Below are 18,657 nucleotides of genomic sequence, written 5' to 3' on the forward strand. Positions count from 1 at the left end.
CCGGCGCCCGCCGTCAGGCGCGTACGCGGGTGAGGCGGAGGACGCCCTTGAGGGCGCGCAGCTTCCTGATCACCCGGGCCAGGTGGATGCGGTCCTTCACGCTGACCACCAGCTGGACCACGCTGGTGCGGCCGTCGCGTTCGTCCATGCCGATCTTCTCGATGTTGCCGTCCGCGGCGTTGACGCTGCCGGCGAGCAGGGCGATCAGGCCGCGCTGGTGTTCCAGCTCGACGCGCAGCTCGACGTTGAATTCGCCGCTGACCTCCTTGGACCAGGTCAGCGGGATGCATTTTTCCGGGTTGTGGCGGATCTCGCCGATATTGCGGCAGTTCTCCAGGTGCACGACCATCCCCTTGCCCGCCGACAGGTGGCCGACGATGGGGTCGCCGGGGATCGGCGAGCAGCAGCGCGCGTAGCTCAGCACCAGGCCTTCGGTGCCGCGGATCGCCAGCGGGCCCTCGGCGCTGGGCAGTTCCTCGCCTTCGCTGGTCAGCAGACGGCGGGCCACCACGTAGGCCATGCGGTTGCCCAGGCCGATGTCTTCCAGGAGGTCCTCGAGAACTTCCATCCGGTACTCGTCGAGCACTTCGCGGATGCGTCCCTCGGGGGTCTGTTCGAGGCTGGCGTCGAAGCCGGCGAGCACCTTGTTGAGCAGGCGCTCGCCGAGGCTGATGGATTCCGAGCGGCGCTGCTGCTTGAGGGCGTGGCGGATGTGGGTGCGCGCCTTGGCGGTGACCACGAAGTTCAGCCAGGCCGGGTTCGGCCGCGCGCCGGGGGCGGTGACGATCTCCACCGTGGCGCCGCTTTCCAGCGGCTGGGAGAGCGGCGCCAGGCGGCGGTTGATGCGACAGGCGATGCAGCTGTTGCCGACGTCGGTGTGCACCGCGTAGGCGAAGTCGACCGCCGTGGAGCCCTTCTGCAGCTCCATGATGCGGCCTTTGGGCGTGAACACGTAGACCTCGTCGGGAAACAGGTCGATCTTCACGCTCTCGATGAATTCCAGCGAGTTGCCGGCGCTCTGCTGCAGCTCGAGCACGCCCTTGACCCATTGCCGGGCCCGCGCATGGTTGCCGCGGATCGGGTCCTCGTCGCCGGACTTGTACAGCCAGTGGGCGGCGATGCCGTTGTTGGCCAGCTCCTCCATCTCGCGGGTGCGGATCTGGATCTCGATGGGCACGCCGTGCATGCCGAACAGGGTGGTGTGCAGCGACTGGTAGCCGTTGGCCTTGGGAATCGCGATGTAGTCCTTGAAGCGGCCGGGCAGAGGCTTGTAGAGGTTGTGCACGGCGCCGAGCACGCGGTAGCAGGTGTCGACCTTGTCGACCACGATGCGGAAGGCGTAGACGTCCATGATCTCGGTGAACGCCTTGCGCTTGCCGCGCATCTTCTTGTAGATGCTGTAGAGGTGCTTCTCGCGGCCCTTGACGTCGCCGCCGAGGCCCTCGCGCTCGAGGCAGTTGACCAGCGACTGCTCGATCTTGGCGACGATTTCCTTGCGGTTGCCGCGGGCGCGGCGCACCGCCTGGCGGATGCGCGCCGAGCGCATCGGGTGCATGGCCTTGAAGCCGAGGTCCTCGAATTCCACGCGCATGCTGTGCATGCCCAGCCGGTTGGCGATGGGCGCGTAGATTTCCAAGGTTTCCTTGGCGATGCGCCGGCTCTTCTCGTAGGGCATGGCGTCGAGGGTGCGCATGTTGTGCAGGCGGTCGGCCAGTTTGACGAGGATCACGCGGATGTCGCGGGCCATGGCCATGGCCATCTTCTGGAAGTTCTCGGCCTGCGCTTCGGCCTTGTTCTCGAACTTCATCTGGGTCAGCTTGCTGACCCCGTCGACCAGCTCGGCGACGGTTTCGCCGAATTGCTCGACCAGTGCTTCCTTGGGAATGCCGGTGTCCTCGATCACGTCATGGAGCATCGCGGCCATCAGGCTCTGATGGTCCATGTGCATGTCGGCGAGGATGTTGGCGACGGCGAGGGGATGGGTGACGTAGGGTTCGCCGCTGCGCCGGCGCTGCCCGTCGTGGGCCTGCTCGGCGTAGTAATAGGCCCGGCGGACCAGGTTGACCTGGTCCGGGGCGAGGTAGGTCAGGAGCCGATCGGCAAGGGTTTCTATGCTGGCCAAGGATGTCCCCCCTGGCGAGCGGACAGTGCTCCCGTGCTGCGACCGCTGTCGGACATCGCGTTACAGGGCCTCGTTGCTGTCTTCCTCGAAGGCGGCGAACAGCGGCTCCTCGGCGACGATCTCGTCCTGGGCGATGACGTTGTAGTCGACCAGGCCCGCGGCGATCTCGCGCAGGGCGACCACGGTGGGCTTGTCGTTCTCCCAGGGTACCCGCGGCTCCTTGCCGCCGGTGGCCAGCTGGCGCGAGCGCTTGCTGGCGAGCATGACCAGCTCGAAGCGGTTATCGACGTTGTCCAGGCAGTCTTCAACGGTAACGCGGGCCATGGTGTTCCTCGTGACGAATGGGAGTGGCAATAGCCAAATGGGCAAGCGGACTGGCTAGTCTAGGAAAACGCCACTTCGAAGGGAAGGGCCAAATGGCCGCGCGGTCGCCGGCGGGGGAAGGGCCGGGCTGTCGGCTTTGTCGCAAAGGCGACAGCGGCGCAGGCGGGGAGCTGGCGTTGCGACAGGCTCGCGAGCGGTTCCCAGGTAGCGTGATTTCTTTTTCTATATAGCGAAATACGCCGGTTTCGCCGGGGCGTGGCGGGCCGAGGTATGCCTTGTGAATCCTGATATAAGGCCTTTATGGCAGGTGGCGTGCTTCTTGCTAAATAGTATTCGTTATCTATTTGTATACATATTGGTGAGTGCACGACATGAAAGCCATTGAATCCATGCAGCCCTCCTTGCGCAGCGCCCAGGGTTTCCTCGCCGGCTCGCTGATCGGCACCCTGGGCGGGCTGATCGGCCTGGGCGGGGCGGAATTCCGCCTGCCGGTGCTGATCGGGCTGTTCCGTCTGGAAACCCTGGAAGCGGTCATCTTCAACAAGGCGATGAGCCTGGTGGTGGTCGCCGCGGCCCTGCTGTTTCGCAGCGGCGGCATCCCCCTGGAGCAACTGGCGGCGCATCTGGGGATCGCCCTGAACCTGCTGGCCGGCAGCCTGGTCGGCGCCTGGTGGGCGGCCGGGCATGCGCTGCGCCTGTCGCGCCAGTGGCTCGACCGCATCGTCATGCTCATGCTGGTGGGGCTGGCGCTGGTGATGCTGGCGGAGGCCGCCGTCGGGCTGCACGACGGCAGCGCGCCGCTGTTCGCTTCGGCGCCGCTGCAGTTGCTCGCCGGCCTGCTCGCCGGGCTGGGCATCGGCGTGGTGGCGGCGCTGCTCGGGGTGGCCGGCGGCGAGCTCTTGATCCCGACCATCGTGCTGCTCTACGGGGTGGACATCAAGCTGGCCGGCAGCCTGTCGCTGATGGTCAGCCTGCCGACCATGATCGTCGGCTTCGCCCGCTACAGCAGCTCCGGCGCTTTTGCCATCCTCGGCCGGGAACGCCCGCTGTTCGGCTGGATGGCGGCCGGCTCGATCCTTGGTGCCGCTTTGGGCGGCCTGCTGCTCGGCCTGGTACCGACGCGCCTGCTGATGCTCCTGCTCGGGGTGATCCTGCTGGTGTCCGCGCTGAAGACCTTCCTGCACCGGCACTGAACGGGTTCTGGGGCCGCGCGCTGCCGGCGCGGCCTCAGGCCAGCAGTTCGACGAGCAGGCCGCCGTGGCGGCGCTGCTGGGTTTCCTGCAGCAGCTGGCGGGCGCGGAAGATCGACTTCAGGTCCTCGAGGGCGTGGGCGAAGTCGTCGTTGATGACTAGGTAGTCGTATTCCAGGTAGTGGCTCATCTCGCTGACCGCTTCGCGCATGCGCCGCTCGATGATCTCGTCGCTGTCCTGGCCGCGGTTGGTCAGGCGCTGGCGCAGCGCCTCCTGGCTCGGCGGCAGGATGAAGATCGATTGCGCCTGGGGCAGCAGCCGGCGGACCTGCTGGGCGCCCTGCCAGTCGATCTCTAGGATCAGGTCGAAGCCTTCGGCCAGGGTCTGTTCCAGCCACAGCTGCGAGGTGCCGTAGAGGTTGCCGAAGACCTCCGCGTATTCGAGGAACTCGCCCCGTTCGAGCATGCCGAGGAAGGTCGGGCGCTCGACGAAGTGGTAGTTCACCCCTTCGACCTCGCCCGGGCGCATGCTGCGGGTGGTGTGGGAAACCGATACCCGCACCTGCGGCAGGGCGTCGATCAGGGCCTTGACCAGGCTGGTCTTGCCGGCGCCGGAGGGTGCGGAAATGATGTAGAGGGTGCCGGTGGCGGACATGGACGTTTCCTGGACGCGGATTCTCGTGGGAAGGGGCTTCACTCGATGTTCTGCACCTGCTCGCGCATCTGCTCGATCAGTACCTTGAGGTTGACCGCGGTCTGCGTGGAGCGGGGGTCGAAGGCCTTGGAGCCGAGGGTGTTGGCCTCGCGGTTGAGTTCCTGCATCAGGAAATCCAGCCGGCGGCCGACCGTGCCGCCGTCCTTGAGCACGCGGCGGACCTCGGCGATGTGGGTGCAGAGGCGATCCAGCTCCTCGGCCGCGTCGCTCTTCTGGGCGAGCAGCACCAGTTCCTGTTCGAGGCGCTGCGGCTCCAGCTCCAGCTGGGCGTCGCGGAAGCGGTCGAGGATCTTTTGGCGCTGGTTGGCGAGCATCTGCGGGACCAGCTGGCGCAAGCTCTCGACCTCCTGGAGCATGGCGTCGAGGCGCTCCGCGAGCAGCCGGGCCAGCTCCGCGCCTTCGCGGGCGCGGCCGGCCTTGAGCTGGGCCAGCGCCTCGTCGAACAGGCTCAGGGCTTCCGCCTTGAGGGCCTGGTGATCGGTCGCGGTGGCGACCAGCACGCCGGGCCAGGCGAGGACCTCGAGGGGGTTGATCGGCGCCGGCTGGCGGATCAGCGCGGCGATGCCTTCGGCGGCGGCCACCAGCTGGCTGGCGCGCTCGCGGTCGATCTGCAGCGGCTGCCCGGCGCTGCCCTCGTCGAAGCGCAGGGTGCATTCCACCTTGCCGCGGGACAGCCCCTGGCGCAGGGCGTCGCGCAGGGTGCCCTCGAGGTCGAGGAAGGCCTCGGGCAGGCGCAGGTGCGGTTCGAGATAACGGTGATTGACCGAGCGCAGCTCCCAGCTCAGGGTGCCGTGAGCGCCGGCCCGTTCGGCGCGGGCGAAGGCAGTCATGCTGTGCGCCATGGTGTCCACCTCTCGATTCGTCGTATTTAAAGGGAACGGATTGTAGCGCAGTGCGTCGGCACGGCCCAATCGGCATGTCCGACTGGCAATCGGCGTCCTATAATGGCCGGCAAATTTTCCCCGACCGTACAGGTAAGCCCAGATGAAGCGTCCCAGTGGCCGTGCGCCCCACCAGTTGCGTCCGATCCGCATCACCCGCAACTACACCCGGCATGCCGAGGGCTCGGTGCTGGTGGAGTTCGGCGACACCCGGGTGATCTGCACGGTCAGCGCCGAGTCCGGCGTGCCGCGCTTCCTCAAGGGCCAGGGCAAGGGCTGGCTGACCGCCGAGTACGGCATGCTGCCGCGGGCCACCGGCGAGCGTACCGCGCGCGAGGCCAGTCGGGGTCGGCAGGGCGGGCGCACCCTGGAGATCCAGCGGCTGATCGGCCGCTCGCTGCGCGCCGCGCTGGACATGAGCAAGCTGGGCGAGAACACCCTGTACATCGACTGCGACGTGATCCAGGCCGACGGCGGGACCCGCACGGCCTCCATCACCGGCGCCATGGTGGCGCTGGTCGATGCCCTGGCGGTGCTGAAGAAGCGTGGCGCGCTGAAGGGCGATCCGCTGAAGCAGATGGTCGCGGCGGTCTCCGTGGGCATCTACCGGGGCGAGCCGGTGCTGGATCTGGACTATCCCGAGGATTCCGACGCCGAGACCGACCTGAATGTGGTGATGACCGACGCCGGCGGTTTCATCGAGGTACAGGGCACCGCCGAGGGTGAGCCCTTCCAGCCGGAGGAGCTGAACGCCATGCTGGCCCTGGCCACCCAGGGTATCCGCGAGCTGTTCGAGCTGCAGCGCGCCGTGCTGGCCGACTGAGATCGCCATGACGTCGCAGTCGCTCATTCCGCTGCCCGACCCACAGGCCCGTCGCTGGGCGATGCTCTGCCACTACGCGGCCTTCTTCTGGTTCGTGGCGCCGTTGATCGGCAACGTGCTGGGGCCCTTGATCGTCTGGCAGCTGCAGAAGGACCGCGATCCCTTCGTCGACCGGCAGGGCAGGGAGGCGCTCAACTTCCAGATCACCTACAGCCTGCTGATGATGCTCTGCGGTGCGCTGGCCTGGATCTTCATCGGTTTCCCGCTGATGCTGCTGGTCAACCTGACGACGCTGGTGCTGGTGGTCATCGCCGGCATCCGGGCGAATGCCGGCGAGGCCTGGCGTTATCCCTTCTGTCTGCGTCTGGTGAAGTGAACGGACCAGAAAAAGCCGGCATGGCCGGCTTTTTCTGGGGTGGCGTCGCTTACAGGCTCAGCAGCCAGTCGTAGTCGACGATCAGCGGGGCATGCTGGGAGAAGCGCGGCTGCCGGGGCAGGCGGGCGTTGCGCACGAAGCGGCGCATGCCCGGGGTCAGCAGCTGATAGTCGAAGCGCCAGCCGAGATTGAGCATTTCCGCCTGTTCGCTGTCCGGCCACCAGCTGTAGAGGTCGCCCTCGCGGCTGGTTTCCCGCAGGGCATCCACGTAGCCCATGTGGCCGATGATCTGGTCCATCCAGGCGCGCTCCGGCGCCAGGAAGCCGGGCAGCTGCTGGCAGTCGCGCCAGTTCTTCACGTCCTGCTTCTGGTGCGCCACGTACAGCGAGCCGCAGTAGATGTATTCGCGGCGCTTGCGGCGCTGCTTGTCCAGATAGTGGGCGAAGTCGTCCATGAACTTGAACTTCTGGTTCAGGCTCTCGTCGCCGCCCTGCCCGGTGGGCAGCAGCAGGCTGGCGATGCTGACCTTGTCGAAGTCGGCCTGCAGGTAGCGCCCGTAGCGATCGGCCGTCTCGAAGCCGAGACTGCCGATCACTGCCTTGGGCTGCAGTCGCGAATAGAGCGCCACGCCGCCCTGGCTCGGGACCTCCGCCTCGCTGGCGTAGAGGAAGTAGCCGTCCAGCTGGTAGGTCGGATCGTCCAGTTCGAAGGCGGAAGCGCGGGTATCCTGCAGGCAGATCACGTCGGCATTCTGGGCTTGCAGCCAGCTGAACAGGCCCCGCTCGACGGCAGCCTGAATACCATTGACGTTTACACTGATGATCCGCATACATGGCCCCCAAAAAAACCAGCGTGTATGATACCCGACCTCGGAGCATATAGCTAAATCGGTGCCTATCGGGACTTTTCATGCAGGCCTACCAGCGCGAATTCATTCGTTTCGCCATCGAGCGCGGTGTGCTGCGCTTCGGCGAGTTCACCCTCAAGTCGGGGCGGACCAGCCCCTACTTCTTCAATGCCGGGCTGTTCAACAGCGGTCTGGCGCTGGCCCGGCTGGGGCGCTTCTACGCCTCGGCGCTGGTCGACAGCGGCATCCCCTTCGACGTGCTGTTCGGGCCTGCCTACAAGGGCATCCCGCTGGCCGCGGCGACCGCGGTGGCGCTGGCCGAGCACCACGGCCGCGACCTGCCCTGGTGCTTCAACCGCAAGGAGGCCAAGGATCACGGCGAGGGCGGCACCCTGGTCGGGGCGCCGCTGGCCGGGCGGGTGCTGATCGTCGATGACGTGATCACCGCCGGCACGGCGATCCGCGAGGTGATGCAGATCATCCAGGGCCAGGGCGCCCAGGCGGCCGGCGTGCTGATCGCGCTGAACCGCCAGGAGCGCGGCCAGGGCGCGCTGTCGGCGATCCAGGAAGTCGAGCGCGACTTCGCCATGCCGGTGGTCAGCATCGCTTCCCTCTCCGACGTGCTGGAATACTTGGCGGAAGATGCCGAGCTCAAGCGGCATCTGCCGGCCGTGGAAGCCTACCGCGCGCAATACGGCATTTGATCGGGCGGCTGAAGAAGAAGGGGAGCTCGAGGCTCCCCTTTTCGTGTCCGCGTTTGCCGGCCGCCGGCTTCAGGACTGCTGGTTGGTGATCAGGGTGCCGACGCCGGTGTCGGTGAAGATCTCCAGCAGCACCGCATTGGGCACCCGGCCGTCGATGATATGCGCGCTGGTCACGCCGCCCTGGACCGCCTCGAGGGCGCAGCGGATCTTCGGCAGCATGCCGCCGTAGATGGTGCCGTCGGCGATCAGGGCATCGACCTGCTCGGTGGACAGGCCGGTGAGCACCCGGCCTTCCTTGTCCATCAGGCCGGCGATGTTGGTCAGCAGCATCAGCTTCTCGGCCTTGAGCGCCTCGGCGACCTTGCCGGCGACCAGGTCGGCGTTGATGTTGTAGGACTCGCCGTCGGCGCCGACGCCGATCGGCGCGATCACCGGGATGAAGTCGCCCTGCACCAGCATGTTCAGCAGCCCGGTGTTGACCGACTCGACCTCGCCGACCTGGCCGATGTCGATGATCTCCGGCTGGGTCATTTCCGGCGTCTGGCGGGTGACCTTGAGCTTCCTGGCGCGGATCAGCCCGGCGTCCTTGCCGGTCAGGCCGATGGCGCTGCCGCCGTGGCGGTTGATCAGGTTGACGATGTCCTTGTTGACCTGGCCGCCGAGGACCATCTCCACCACGTCCATGGTCTGCGCATCGGTGACGCGCATGCCGTCGACGAAGCGGCTCTCGATGGACAGGCGCTTGAGCAGGTCGCCGATCTGCGGGCCGCCGCCGTGCACCACCACCGGGTTGATGCCGACCGCCTTCATCAGCACGATGTCGCGGGCGAAGCCGGTCTTCAGCTCGTCGCTTTCCATGGCGTTGCCGCCGTACTTGATCACCAGGGTCTTGCCGACGAAGCGGCGAATGTAGGGCAGTGCTTCGGAGAGAACCTTGGCGACTTGGGTGGCGGCATCACGGCTGAGGGTCATGCTGAACTCCGCTGAACAGAGACTGGGGTGAATGCGTCCGACGCCTGCAGGCGCCGGCGAGAAATCGGTCGCCGTCCAAATGGCGAAAGGCCGACGCTCGCCTGGCGGCGGGCGTCGGCCTCGGCATGCCGGCCGGATTTAGAACGGCAGCTTCAGATCCGGGGCGACATTATAGAGCTGCGCACGGAACACTTCCTGGATGCGTTGCAGCTCCTCGGCAGTTTCGGCCTCGAAGCGCAGCACCAGCACCGGGGTGGTGTTGGAGGCGCGCACCAGGCCCCAGCCCTTCGGGTAGTCGACGCGCGCGCCATCGAGGGTGCTCACCTCGGCGCCTTCGCCCCACTGGGCATCGCGCTGCAGGGCCTCGATGATGGTGAACTTGCTCTCTTCGGTGACCTTGACGTTGATCTCCGGGGTGGAGAGGTCCACCGGGAAATCGGCGAACACCTGGTCGGCATTGCGCGAATCCTGGGCAAGGATCTCCAAGAGGCGCGCGGCGCTGTAGATGCCGTCGTCGAAGCCGAACCAGCGCTCCTTGAAGAACACGTGCCCGCTCATCTCGCCGGCGAGCAGGGCGCCGCTTTCCTTCATCTTCTTCTTGATCAGCGAGTGGCCGGTCTTCCACATCAGCGGACGGCCGCCGCTGGCCTTGATCAGCGGGGTCAGGCGGCGGGTGCACTTGACGTCGAAGATGATCTCGGAACCGGGGTTGCGGCTGGCCACGTCCTTGGCAAAGAGCATCAGCAACTGGTCGGGGTAGATGATGGCGCCGCTGTTGGTCACCACGCCGACGCGGTCGCCGTCGCCGTCGAAGGCCAGGCCGAGGTCGGCCTTCTCGCTGGCGACCTTGGCGATCAGGTCTTCCAGATTCTCCGGCTTGCCCGGGTCCGGGTGGTGGTTGGGGAAGTTGCCGTCGACCTCGCAGAACAGCGGGATCACCTCGCAGCCGAGGGCCTCGATCAGGCGCGGGGCGATCACCCCGGCGACGCCGTTGCCGCAGTCGACCACCACCTTCAGCTTGCGCGCCAGGCGGATGTCGCCGCGGATCTGCTCGAAATAGCGTTCCAGCACGTCGACCTGCTCGACGCGGCCTTCGCCGGCGCTCAGGTTGCCGCTCTCGATGCGCTCGCGCAGCACCTGGATCTGTTCGTTGGCCAGGGTGTCGCCGGCGACGACGATCTTGAAGCCGTTGTAGTCCGGCGGGTTGTGGCTGCCGGTGAGCTGCACGCCGGACTTGCCGGCGAGGATGTTGGCCGCGTAGTAGAGCACCGGGGTCGGCACCATGCCGACGTCGCTGACGGTGCAGCCGCTGTCGCGCACGCCGCGGATCAACTGCTCGACCAGCTCGGGGCCGGACAGGCGGCCATCGCGCCCGACCGAAACGTTCGGCTCGCCCTTGGCCAGGCTTTCCGAACCGATGGCCCGGCCGATCCAGTAGGCGGCTTCCGGGGTCAGGCTGTCGCCGACCACGCCGCGGATGTCATAGGCCCGGAAGATGCTGGCGGGCAGGGAGGGGGCTTTCTGGAGGCTGTTCATGCGGGGGTGGTGCTCCGATGTTTCCGGACTGGCGGTCCGGGTTACTTCAAGGATGTCCATGTCGGGCATGTCGTTGAGTGCAGCAGTCGGCGACCGACGCGGCGGGCAGGCAGCCATTCGATTGCCATCAGGCGCCGACCCGCAGGTTTGATGGACGGGGCGGCGCAGAGTTCCACGTCAGTGACTGCCCGAATGGCCGAAGCCGCCGGCGCCGCGCTGACTGGCGTCGAACGCCTCGACCAGCTCGAAGTGCGCCTGCACCACCGGCACCAGCACCAGCTGGGCGATGCGTTCGCCGACTGCGATGCGGAAGCTGCTCTGGCCGCGGTTCCAGCAGGAGACCATGAGCTCGCCTTGGTAGTCGGAGTCGATCAGCCCGACCAGGTTGCCGAGGACGATGCCGTGCTTGTGGCCCAGGCCCGAGCGCGGCAGGACCAGCGCGGCCAGTCCCGGGTCGGCGATGTGGATGGCCAGTCCGGTGGGGATCAGCGCGGTCTGGCCCGGCTCCAGGCTCAGCTCCTCCTGGAGCATGGCGCGCAGGTCGAGGCCGGCGGAACCGGCGGTGGCGTAGGCCGGCAGCGGATAGTCGCTGCCCAGGCGGGGATCGAGAATCTTGGCTTGCAGACTGTGCATGGGTATCAGGCCTTGTCGAGGCGGTCGGCGATGAAGGCGATCAGCTGGCGGGCGATCTTGCCCTTGCTGGTCTGGGCGAAGCGGGTTTCCTGCTGCGCGCGGTCGATCACGCTGACCGCGTTCTCCTCGCTGTTGAAGCCGATGCCGGGGTTGGCCACATCGTTGGCGACGATCAGGTCGAGGTTCTTCGCGTTCAGCTTGCGCAGGGCGTATTCCAGCAGGTTTTCGGTCTCGGCGGCGAAGCCGACGCTGAACGGGCGGTCGGCGCGCTGCGCCAGGGTGGCGAGGATGTCCGGGTTGCGCACCAGCTGCAGGAGCAGGCCGTCGTCGTTGTTCGGGTCCTTCTTCAGCTTCTGTGGGGCGACCACCTGCGGCCGGTAGTCGGCCACCGCGGCGGCGGCGATGAGGAGGTCGCAGGGCATCGCCGCCTCGCAGGCGGCGAGCATGTCGTGGGCACTGACCACGTCGATGCGCTCGACCCGCTCCGGCGTCGGCAGGTGCACCGGGCCGCTGACCAGGGTGACCCGGGCGCCGGCCTCGGCGGCGGCCTCGGCCAGGGCGAAGCCCATCTTGCCGGAGCTGTGGTTGGTGAGGTAGCGCACCGGGTCGATGTTTTCCCGGGTCGGGCCGGCGGTGATCAGCACGTGGCGGCCGGTCAGGCAGCCGCTTGCGAAGCAGTCGGCGACCCGCTGGGCGAGTTCCGCGGGTTCCAGCATGCGCCCCGGGCCGACGTCGCCGCAGGCCTGGCTGCCTTCGGCCGGACCGAACAGGCGCAGGCCGCGCGCGACGAGGGTCTGCGCGTTGGCCTGGGTCGCCGGGTCGCGCCACATCGCCTGGTTCATCGCCGGGGCCAGGGCCACCGGCGCGTCGGTGGCCAGCACCAGGGCGGTCAGCAGATCGTCGGCCATGCCCTGGGCGAGGCGCGCCAGCAGGTCGGCAGTGGCTGGGGCGATCAGCACCAGGTCGGCCCATTTGGCCAGCTCGATGTGGCCCATCGCCGCTTCGGCGGCCGGATCGAGCAGATCCAGATGCACCGGATGGCCGGACAGGGCCTGAAGGGTCAGGGGGGTGATGAACTCGCGCCCGCCCCGGGTCATCACCACATGGACTTCCGCGCCCTGGTCGCGCAGGCGGCGGACCAGCTCCGCGCTCTTGTAGGCGGCGATGCCGCCGCCGACGCCCAGGACGATGCGTTTCCGATACAGCCGCTGCATAGGCCTGCCTTGCTTTGTTGTCGTGATCGCTTGCCCAGGCCCCCGGCTGCCTTGCGAGGCTGTCCGGGCGTGCTCCCCGTCACGGCCGGGCACAAAATGCCGGCTAAGATAGCACAGCCCCGCACCGGGATCAGCGGGGGTCGACAGGGAGGTGGCATGAGCATTCGGGACTGGCCGGCGACGGAGCGGCCGCGGGAAAAACTGCTGGAACAGGGCGCGCTGGCGCTGAGCGATGCCGAGCTGCTGGCGATCTTCCTGCGCACCGGGGTCGCCGGGCAAAGCGCGGTGGACCTGGCCCGCCATCTGCTGAACGACTTCGGCAGCCTGCGCGCCCTGCTGGAGGCCGACCGCGCCTCGTTCAGCCGCCGCCTCGGCCTCGGCCCGGCCAAGTTCGCCCTGCTGCAGGCGGTGCTGGAAATGTCACGCCGGCATCTGGCCGAGCGCCTGCGCCGCGATCCGGCGCTGGAGAGTCCGCAGGCGGTGCGCGACTACCTGAAGGCGCGCCTGCGCCACGAGCCCCACGAGATCTTCGGCTGCCTGTTCCTCGACGCCAAGCACCGGGTGCAGGCCTTCGAGGCGCTGTTCCACGGCACCATCGACGGCGCCAGCGTCTATCCGCGCCAGGTGGTCAAGCGCGCCCTGGCGCACAACGCCGCCGCGCTGATCCTCACCCACAACCACCCTTCGGGTGTCGCCGAACCGAGCCAGGCGGACCGCAGCCTGACCCAGCGGCTGAAGGAGGCGCTGGCGCTGGTCGACGTGCGGGTGCTCGACCATTTCATCGTCGGCGACGGCGAGCCGCTGTCGATGGCCGAACACGGCTGGCTGTAGGCTGCCGCGTACTCAGCGGGGCGGATGCGGCCCGCCGAGACGCTCGAGGTAGGCGCTGCCGCCCAGCTGGCGCATCTGCCGGGCGATCCAGTCGGCGCGGCGATTGACGTAGGCACTCGGCGCGGACGCGCTCCATTCCCGCGGATTGGGCAGGACGGCGGCGAGCAGGCTGGCCTGGCGGGTCGACAGGTAGGGGGCGCCGATGCCGAAATGATGACGGGCGGCGGCCTCGGCGCCGAAGACCCCGTCGCCCCATTCGGCGCTGTTCAGGTAGACCTCGAGAATCCGCTGCTTGGACCAGCAGAGCTCGATCAAGGCGGTGAACCAGGCCTCGATGCCCTTGCGCAGCCAGCTGCGCCCGGACCAGAGGAACAGGTTCTTCGCCACCTGCTGGCTGAGGGTGCTGGCGCCGCGCAGCGTGCCGCCCAGCTCGTTGTGTGCCAGGGCGGCGCGGATCGCCGCGAGGTCGAAACCCCAGTGTTCGGCGAAGTGCTGGTCCTCGGCGGCGATCACCGCCATCTTCAGGTCGTCCGGCAGCTGGGCCCAGGGGCGCCATTCCCGCTGCAGGTCGAGCGGGCGGCGCTCGAGCCAGGAGTCGACCTTGCGCTCCACCATCAGCGCACTGCCCGGCGGCGGCACCCAGCGCAGGCTCAGCACCAGCAGGAGGGAGCCGGCGGCGAGCCAGAGCGGAAGCTGGAGCAGGCGGCGGAGCAGGGTGCGGGGCATGGTCGACTTGGCCGGGGCGGTCGGGCGGGCCATTATAGCGGCCCTCTTTCGTCTGTCCGGAGCTCATTCATGGCGCGTGTCTTTCTCGTGCTGGCGGCCCTGTTCGGCTTCGCCGGCGTCGCCCTCGGCGCCTTCGGCGCCCATGGCTTGCGCGGTCTGCTGAGCCCGGAATACCTCGAGGTGTTCCAGACCGGCGTGCACTACCAGCAGTTCCACGCCCTGGCGCTGCTCGCCGTCGGCCTGCTCGCCCTGCATCGCCCGGGGCGCCTGCTGGCGTCCGCCGGCATCCTCTTCGGCCTGGGTATCCTGATGTTCTCCGGCAGCCTCTACCTGCTCACCCTGGGCGGCTTCAAGCTCGGTCTGGTCACACCGTTCGGCGGCCTGGCCTTCCTCCTCGGCTGGCTGTGCCTAGGGCTGGCCGGCTGGCGCCTGGGGGGCTCGGTCTGAGTGCCGGGTGGCCCCCCGCCGCTGCCTTGGTGATCGCCGCGGATCGGCGCTAGAATGCCGAACCTTCCGGACGCAGCGAACCCGTCATGCGCATTCAGTTGAACGGCGAACCCTACGACCTTGCCGATGGCCAGACCATCGCCGATCTGTTGGCCCGTCTGGATCTGGCCGGCCGGCGCGTCGCGGTCGAACTCAATCTCGACATCGTGCCCCGCAGTCTGCACGCCGCCACCGCCTTGCGCGAGGGCGACCGGGTGGAGGTGGTGCACGCCATTGGTGGTGGTTAGCAGGTCGTTGAAGCACCTTCGCGCCCGGCCCGACCGCCGGAGGGCGCTCCGGCACTACCCTTTCAACCGCCTGCCCAGGAGGAAATCCCGATGAGTCCCGCTCGCAACGACAAGCCCTTTACCCTGGCCGGCCGCACCTACACGTCGCGTCTGCTGGTCGGCACCGGCAAGTACAAGGATCTCGAGGAGACCCGCCAGGCCATCGAGGCCTCCGGCGCAGAGATCGTCACCGTCGCGGTGCGCCGCACCAACATCGGCCAGAACCCCGGCGAGCCGAACCTGCTCGACGTGATCAGCCCGGCACGCTACACCATCCTGCCGAACACCGCCGGCTGCTACACCGCCGAGGAGGCGGTGCGCACCTGCCGTCTGTCCCGCGAGCTGCTGGACGGCCACCAGCTGGTCAAGCTGGAAGTGCTGGCCGACCAGAAGACTCTGTTCCCCAACGTGATCGAGACCCTCAAGGCTGCCGAGGTGCTGGTCAAGGACGGTTTCGACGTGATGGTCTACACCAGCGACGACCCGATCATCGCCCGTCAGCTGGCAGAAATGGGCTGCATCGCGGTGATGCCGCTGGCCGGCCTGATCGGCACCGGCCTCGGCATCTGCAACCCCTACAACCTGCGCATCATCCTCGAGGAGGCGACGGTGCCGGTGCTGGTGGATGCCGGGGTGGGCACCGCCTCGGACGCGACCATCGCCATGGAGCTGGGCTGCGAGGCGGTGCTGATGAACAGCGCCATCGCCCACGCCCAGGACCCGGTGCTGATGGCCCGGGCGATGAAGCACGCCATCGAGGCCGGGCGCCTGGCCTGGCTCGCCGGGCGCATGCCGAAGAAGCTCTACGCCAGCGCCTCGTCGCCGCTGGAAGGCTTGATCCGTTAATTTGCCGGGCGGCGCCCGGCGTCGCCTGCGTTCAGCGAAGCGAGTCCTGTCCGCGAGGGCAGGGCTCGTTTGTCTTTTCAGGAAGCGTTATGACCGACGAAATCCAACAAGCGCCGCAAACCGCCGACGAAGCGCCGCGTCTGCGCACCATCAAGAGTTTCGTGATGCGCGCCGGGCGCATGACGGAAGGCCAGCAGCGCGGCCTCGAACAGGGCTGGCCGAAATTCGGCCTGGCCCTGGAAGACGGACTGCGCGACTTCGACCAGGTGTTCGGACGCCATGCGCCGCGCACCTTCGAGATCGGCTTCGGCATGGGCCACTCGACCCTGGAGATGGCGGCAAGCGCGCCGGAGCAGGACTTCATCGGCGTCGAGGTGCACAAGCCGGGCGTCGGCGCCCTGCTCAACGGCGCCCTAGCGCAGAACCTGACCAACCTGCGCGTCTACAGCTGCGATGCGCTGGACGTGCTGCGCCAATGCGTGGCCGATGCCAGCCTGGACCGCGTGCTGCTGTTCTTCCCCGACCCCTGGCACAAGAGCCGCCACCACAAGCGGCGCATCGTCCAGCCGGCGTTCGCCGAACTGGTGCGGCAGAAGCTCAAGGTCGGTGGCGTGCTGCACATGGCCACCGACTGGCAGCCCTACGCCGAGCACATGCTGGAAGTGATGAGCGCCGCGCCGGGTTACCGCAACCTGGCCGCGGACGGCACCTATGTGCCGCGCCCCGAGGAGCGCCCGGTGACCAAGTTCGAGCGCCGCGGCGAGCGCCTCGGCCACGGGGTATGGGATCTGAAGTTCCAGCGCATCGATTGAGCGGGGGCGTAGGGTGGAAAAGACCTGCGGTCGTTTTCCACCCTGCACCGGCCACGCCTACGGCAGGAAATGCTGCAGCAGGTCGTTGAGAAACAGCTGGCCGCGGGCAGTCGGGCGCAATAGCTGCGGATCGTTCTCCAGCAGTCCGGCGGCGCGGGCGGCGGTGCAGGGCTCGGCGATGGCCGCCAGCGGCAGGCCGGTGCGCTGCGCGAACAGCTCCGCCGGCACGCCCTCGGTCAGGCGCAGGGCGTTCATCATGAACTCGAACGGCAGCTCGGCCGCTTCCAGCAGGCGCTCGCCGGCCTGGAAGCGCCTGGCCGGGTCGAGGTAATCCTTCGGCAGGCGGGTTTTCCAGGTGCGGCGGATGTGGCCGTGCGGATCGCTGAGCTTGGCGTGGGCGCCGGCGCCGATGCCGAGGAAGTCGCCGAAGGTCCAGTAGTTGAGGTTGTGCCGTGCGCGCCGGCCGTCCCGGGCATAGGCCGAGGTCTCGTACTGGACGAAGCCTTCGGCGGCCAGCAGCGCCTGGCCGGCTTCCTGGATGTCCCAGAGCAGGTCGTCCTCGGGGATTTCCGGCGGCTGGCTCCAGAACAGGGTGTTCGGCTCCAGCGTCAGCTGGTACCAGGACAGGTGCGTCGGTCCGAGGGCGACGGCCTGGCGCAGGTCGGCCAGCGCGCCGGCCACGTCCTGGTCGGGCAGGCCGTGCATCAGGTCGAGGTTGAAGTTGTCGAAACCGGCGCGCCGCGCCATTTCGGCGGCGCGGATCGCCTCGAGGCCGTCGTGGATGCGGCCCAGCGCCTGGAGCTGCGCGGTCTGGAAGCTCTGCACGCCGATCGACAGGCGGTTGATGCCGAGGCGCCGGTAGTCGGCGAACTTGGCCTGCTCGAAGGTGCCGGGGTTGGCCTCGAGGGTGATCTCGATGTCAGGGGCGAAGGCGAGATGCCGCTCGATCCCGTTCAGCAGGCGGTCGAGGGCGCGGGCGGAGAACAGGCTGGGCGTGCCGCCGCCGAGGAAGATCGATACCAGCCCGCGGCCGTGGGCGGCCGGCAGGTCCGCCTCGAGGTCGGCGAGCAGGGCGTCTACATAGGCTTCTTCCGGTAGCTCGGGGCCGGCGGCGTGGGAGTTGAAGTCGCAGTACGGACACTTGCGCACGCACCAGGGGATGTGGATGTACAGCGCCAGGGGGGGGAGCTGGAGTCCGCTTTTCCTCCCCTCGTCCTCCGGGAGAGGCGCGAGGGGAGAGGGTTGCCGGCTCATGCCAGCCCCAGCCGCTGCCTGAGCTGGGCCATGGCGCGGGCGCGGTGGCTCAGGCGGTTCTTCTCCGGCGGTGCCAGCTCGGCGCTGGAGCAGTCCGTCTCCGGCACCCAGAACAGCGGGTCGTAGCCGAAGCCCTGCGCGCCGCGCGGTGCGTGCAGGATGCGCCCGTGCCAGAGGCCCTCGCAGAGGATCGGCAGCGGGTCCTCGGCATGCCGCACCAGGGCCAGGGCGCAGACGAACCGGGCGCCGCGCCCGGCGTCCGGCACGTCCCTGAGCGCTTCCAGCAGCTTGGCGTTGTTCGCCGCATCGCCGCCGCCACCGGCATAGCGTGCCGAGTAGATGCCCGGCGCGCCGCCGAGGGCGTCCACCGCCAGGCCCGAGTCGTCGGCCAGCGCCGGCAGGCCGGACACGCGGGCGGCGTGGCGGGCCTTGAGGATGGCATTCTCGACGAAGGACAGGCCGGTTTCTTCCGGCTCGACGTCGCTGAATTCGCCGACCGAGCGCACCTGGACGGCGTCGCCCAGGAGGGCCTGGAGTTCCTTGAGCTTGCCGGCGTTGTGGCTGGCCAGTACCAGTTGGGAGAGAGTCATCATTCGTCGGGGAAGAATTGCTGGTCGAATTCGAAGCTGTTGAGGGGACCGCCGCCGCTCTGGACGTCGACCTTGAAGTGCAGGGTTTCCTGGTCGAAGGGGAACTGCGACAGGTAGTAGATGGCCTCGCCCTCGCGGACCTCGCGAAAGCTCAGCGCGCGGATCTGTCCCAGGGTGTTGCGTACCTGGGCCTTGACCGTCGCGGACTGGGCCTTGCCGGCCTTCAGCACGGCGATGTTGAGCACGCCCTGCTTCTTGCCGCGGACGATGCCGGCGGCGCTGGCGATTTCCGGCTGCAGGAAGCCGGAGTTGAAGGCGCTGTAGTGCACATCGAGGTCGGCGAATTTCTGCAGGCGCTCGGCGGCGGTGGCCGGCAGCGACAGGCAGAGGGCAAGCAGGAACAGGGCGGGGCGAGACATGGCGATCTCCTTACCAGGAACGCGGGGCGAGGGCATCCGCCCGGGTCGCCGCGGCCGGCCGGGGGCGCG

The 18,657-nt window shown here is 68.2% G+C and carries 22 protein-coding genes; 9 read left to right on the top strand and 13 right to left on the bottom strand.

What is annotated here, in order from left to right:
- Positions 1-13: 13 nt before the first annotated feature.
- Together spoT and rpoZ are read right to left on the bottom strand one after the other, a co-directional pair.
- Positions 14-2,122, bottom strand: coding sequence for a bifunctional GTP diphosphokinase/guanosine-3',5'-bis pyrophosphate 3'-pyrophosphohydrolase (gene spoT, locus EV691_RS05905; RefSeq protein ID WP_131300776.1), 2,109 nt, complete (start codon positions 2,120-2,122; stop codon positions 14-16).
- Positions 2,123-2,182: 60 nt separating this feature from the next.
- A complete protein-coding gene (rpoZ, locus tag EV691_RS05910; protein ID WP_131300778.1) occupies positions 2,183-2,446 on the bottom strand; it encodes a DNA-directed RNA polymerase subunit omega in 264 nt (87 codons plus the stop codon).
- A gap of 371 nt (positions 2,447-2,817) precedes the next feature.
- On the opposite strand from rpoZ, the gene EV691_RS05915 reads away from it, so the two are divergent.
- A complete protein-coding gene (locus EV691_RS05915) occupies positions 2,818-3,639 on the top strand; it encodes a sulfite exporter TauE/SafE family protein (RefSeq protein ID WP_131300780.1) in 822 nt (273 codons plus the stop codon).
- Positions 3,640-3,673: 34 nt separating this feature from the next.
- Here EV691_RS05915 and gmk read toward each other — a convergent pair whose 3' ends face one another.
- A complete protein-coding gene (gene gmk / locus EV691_RS05920; protein WP_131300782.1) occupies positions 3,674-4,291 on the bottom strand; it encodes a guanylate kinase in 618 nt (205 codons plus the stop codon).
- 38 nt (positions 4,292-4,329) lie between these two features.
- Complete coding sequence (locus EV691_RS05925; protein WP_039808310.1) at positions 4,330-5,193, bottom strand: YicC/YloC family endoribonuclease; 864 nt, start codon at positions 5,191-5,193, stop codon at positions 4,330-4,332.
- 142 nt (positions 5,194-5,335) lie between these two features.
- Here EV691_RS05925 and rph point away from each other — a divergent pair, with 142 nt between their 5' ends.
- Together rph and EV691_RS05935 are read left to right on the top strand one after the other, a co-directional pair.
- A complete protein-coding gene (gene rph, locus EV691_RS05930) occupies positions 5,336-6,055 on the top strand; it encodes a ribonuclease PH (RefSeq protein ID WP_039806809.1) in 720 nt (239 codons plus the stop codon).
- Between the two features lie 7 nt (positions 6,056-6,062).
- Positions 6,063-6,431: a DUF4870 domain-containing protein gene (locus tag EV691_RS05935; protein ID WP_131256344.1), complete on the top strand. Its 369-nt coding sequence runs from the start codon at positions 6,063-6,065 to the stop codon at positions 6,429-6,431.
- 49 nt (positions 6,432-6,480) lie between these two features.
- On the opposite strand, the gene EV691_RS05940 is transcribed toward EV691_RS05935, so the two are convergent.
- On the bottom strand, positions 6,481-7,260 hold the full coding sequence (locus EV691_RS05940; RefSeq protein WP_131256345.1) for an exodeoxyribonuclease III: 780 nt from the start codon (positions 7,258-7,260) through the stop codon (positions 6,481-6,483).
- 80 nt (positions 7,261-7,340) lie between these two features.
- On the opposite strand from EV691_RS05940, the gene pyrE reads away from it, so the two are divergent.
- Entirely contained in the window at positions 7,341-7,982 is a 642-nt protein-coding gene (pyrE, locus tag EV691_RS05945; protein ID WP_039806801.1) for an orotate phosphoribosyltransferase, read from the top strand.
- A gap of 69 nt (positions 7,983-8,051) precedes the next feature.
- Here pyrE and argB read toward each other — a convergent pair whose 3' ends face one another.
- The 4 genes from argB to coaBC all read right to left on the bottom strand — a co-directional run bounded on the left by argB (position 8,052) and on the right by coaBC (position 12,337).
- Positions 8,052-8,954, bottom strand: a complete 903-nt coding sequence (gene argB, locus EV691_RS05950; protein WP_131300784.1) for an acetylglutamate kinase — start codon at positions 8,952-8,954, stop codon at positions 8,052-8,054.
- 138 nt (positions 8,955-9,092) lie between these two features.
- On the bottom strand, positions 9,093-10,490 hold the full coding sequence (algC, locus tag EV691_RS05955; protein ID WP_207390261.1) for a phosphomannomutase/phosphoglucomutase: 1,398 nt from the start codon (positions 10,488-10,490) through the stop codon (positions 9,093-9,095).
- 177 nt (positions 10,491-10,667) lie between these two features.
- Positions 10,668-11,123 (bottom strand): dUTP diphosphatase, encoded by a 456-nt coding sequence (gene dut, locus EV691_RS05960; protein WP_039806793.1) that lies wholly within the window; start codon positions 11,121-11,123, stop codon positions 10,668-10,670.
- Positions 11,124-11,128: 5 nt separating this feature from the next.
- Complete coding sequence (gene coaBC, locus EV691_RS05965; RefSeq protein ID WP_131300788.1) at positions 11,129-12,337, bottom strand: bifunctional phosphopantothenoylcysteine decarboxylase/phosphopantothenate--cysteine ligase CoaBC; 1,209 nt, start codon at positions 12,335-12,337, stop codon at positions 11,129-11,131.
- Positions 12,338-12,493: 156 nt separating this feature from the next.
- Between coaBC and radC the strand changes: the two genes are divergently transcribed.
- Positions 12,494-13,168: a RadC family protein gene (gene radC / locus EV691_RS05970; protein WP_131300790.1), complete on the top strand. Its 675-nt coding sequence runs from the start codon at positions 12,494-12,496 to the stop codon at positions 13,166-13,168.
- Between the two features lie 12 nt (positions 13,169-13,180).
- Here the strand turns inward: radC and mtgA are convergent, their stop codons facing one another.
- Positions 13,181-13,894: a monofunctional biosynthetic peptidoglycan transglycosylase gene (gene mtgA / locus EV691_RS05975; RefSeq protein ID WP_207390268.1), complete on the bottom strand. Its 714-nt coding sequence runs from the start codon at positions 13,892-13,894 to the stop codon at positions 13,181-13,183.
- A gap of 69 nt (positions 13,895-13,963) precedes the next feature.
- On the opposite strand from mtgA, the gene EV691_RS05980 reads away from it, so the two are divergent.
- The 4 genes from EV691_RS05980 (at position 13,964) to trmB (ending at position 16,325) form a co-directional block, all read left to right on the top strand.
- Positions 13,964-14,341, top strand: coding sequence for a DUF423 domain-containing protein (locus EV691_RS05980; protein WP_131300794.1), 378 nt, complete (start codon positions 13,964-13,966; stop codon positions 14,339-14,341).
- An 86-nt stretch (positions 14,342-14,427) separates the two neighbouring features.
- Positions 14,428-14,628, top strand: a complete 201-nt coding sequence (gene thiS / locus EV691_RS05985) for a sulfur carrier protein ThiS (protein ID WP_089169573.1) — start codon at positions 14,428-14,430, stop codon at positions 14,626-14,628.
- Between the two features lie 90 nt (positions 14,629-14,718).
- Positions 14,719-15,513, top strand: coding sequence for a thiazole synthase (locus EV691_RS05990; RefSeq protein WP_131256350.1), 795 nt, complete (start codon positions 14,719-14,721; stop codon positions 15,511-15,513).
- Between the two features lie 89 nt (positions 15,514-15,602).
- Positions 15,603-16,325: a tRNA (guanosine(46)-N7)-methyltransferase TrmB gene (gene trmB / locus EV691_RS05995; protein ID WP_131300796.1), complete on the top strand. Its 723-nt coding sequence runs from the start codon at positions 15,603-15,605 to the stop codon at positions 16,323-16,325.
- A 57-nt stretch (positions 16,326-16,382) separates the two neighbouring features.
- Here trmB and hemW read toward each other — a convergent pair whose 3' ends face one another.
- The 3 genes from hemW to EV691_RS06010 are packed head-to-tail and all read right to left on the bottom strand — an operon-like array spanning position 16,383 to position 18,588.
- On the bottom strand, positions 16,383-17,579 hold the full coding sequence (gene hemW / locus EV691_RS06000; protein ID WP_131300797.1) for a radical SAM family heme chaperone HemW: 1,197 nt from the start codon (positions 17,577-17,579) through the stop codon (positions 16,383-16,385).
- The gene (gene rdgB, locus EV691_RS06005; RefSeq protein ID WP_131300799.1) at positions 17,576-18,172 is read right to left on the bottom strand and encodes an RdgB/HAM1 family non-canonical purine NTP pyrophosphatase; all 597 of its coding nucleotides are present in this window, start codon (positions 18,170-18,172) and stop codon (positions 17,576-17,578) included. The genes hemW and rdgB overlap by 4 nt, the downstream gene beginning before the upstream one ends.
- Positions 18,169-18,588 carry a DUF4426 domain-containing protein gene (locus EV691_RS06010; RefSeq protein ID WP_131300801.1) on the bottom strand — a complete coding sequence of 140 codons (420 nt, stop codon included), beginning with the start codon at positions 18,586-18,588 and terminating at the stop codon, positions 18,169-18,171. The genes rdgB and EV691_RS06010 overlap by 4 nt, the downstream gene beginning before the upstream one ends.
- Between the last annotated feature and the right edge of the window lie 69 nt (positions 18,589-18,657).

This window comes from Azotobacter chroococcum (assembly GCF_004339665.1).
GTDB classification, from domain to species: Bacteria; Pseudomonadota; Gammaproteobacteria; order Pseudomonadales; family Pseudomonadaceae; genus Azotobacter; species Azotobacter chroococcum.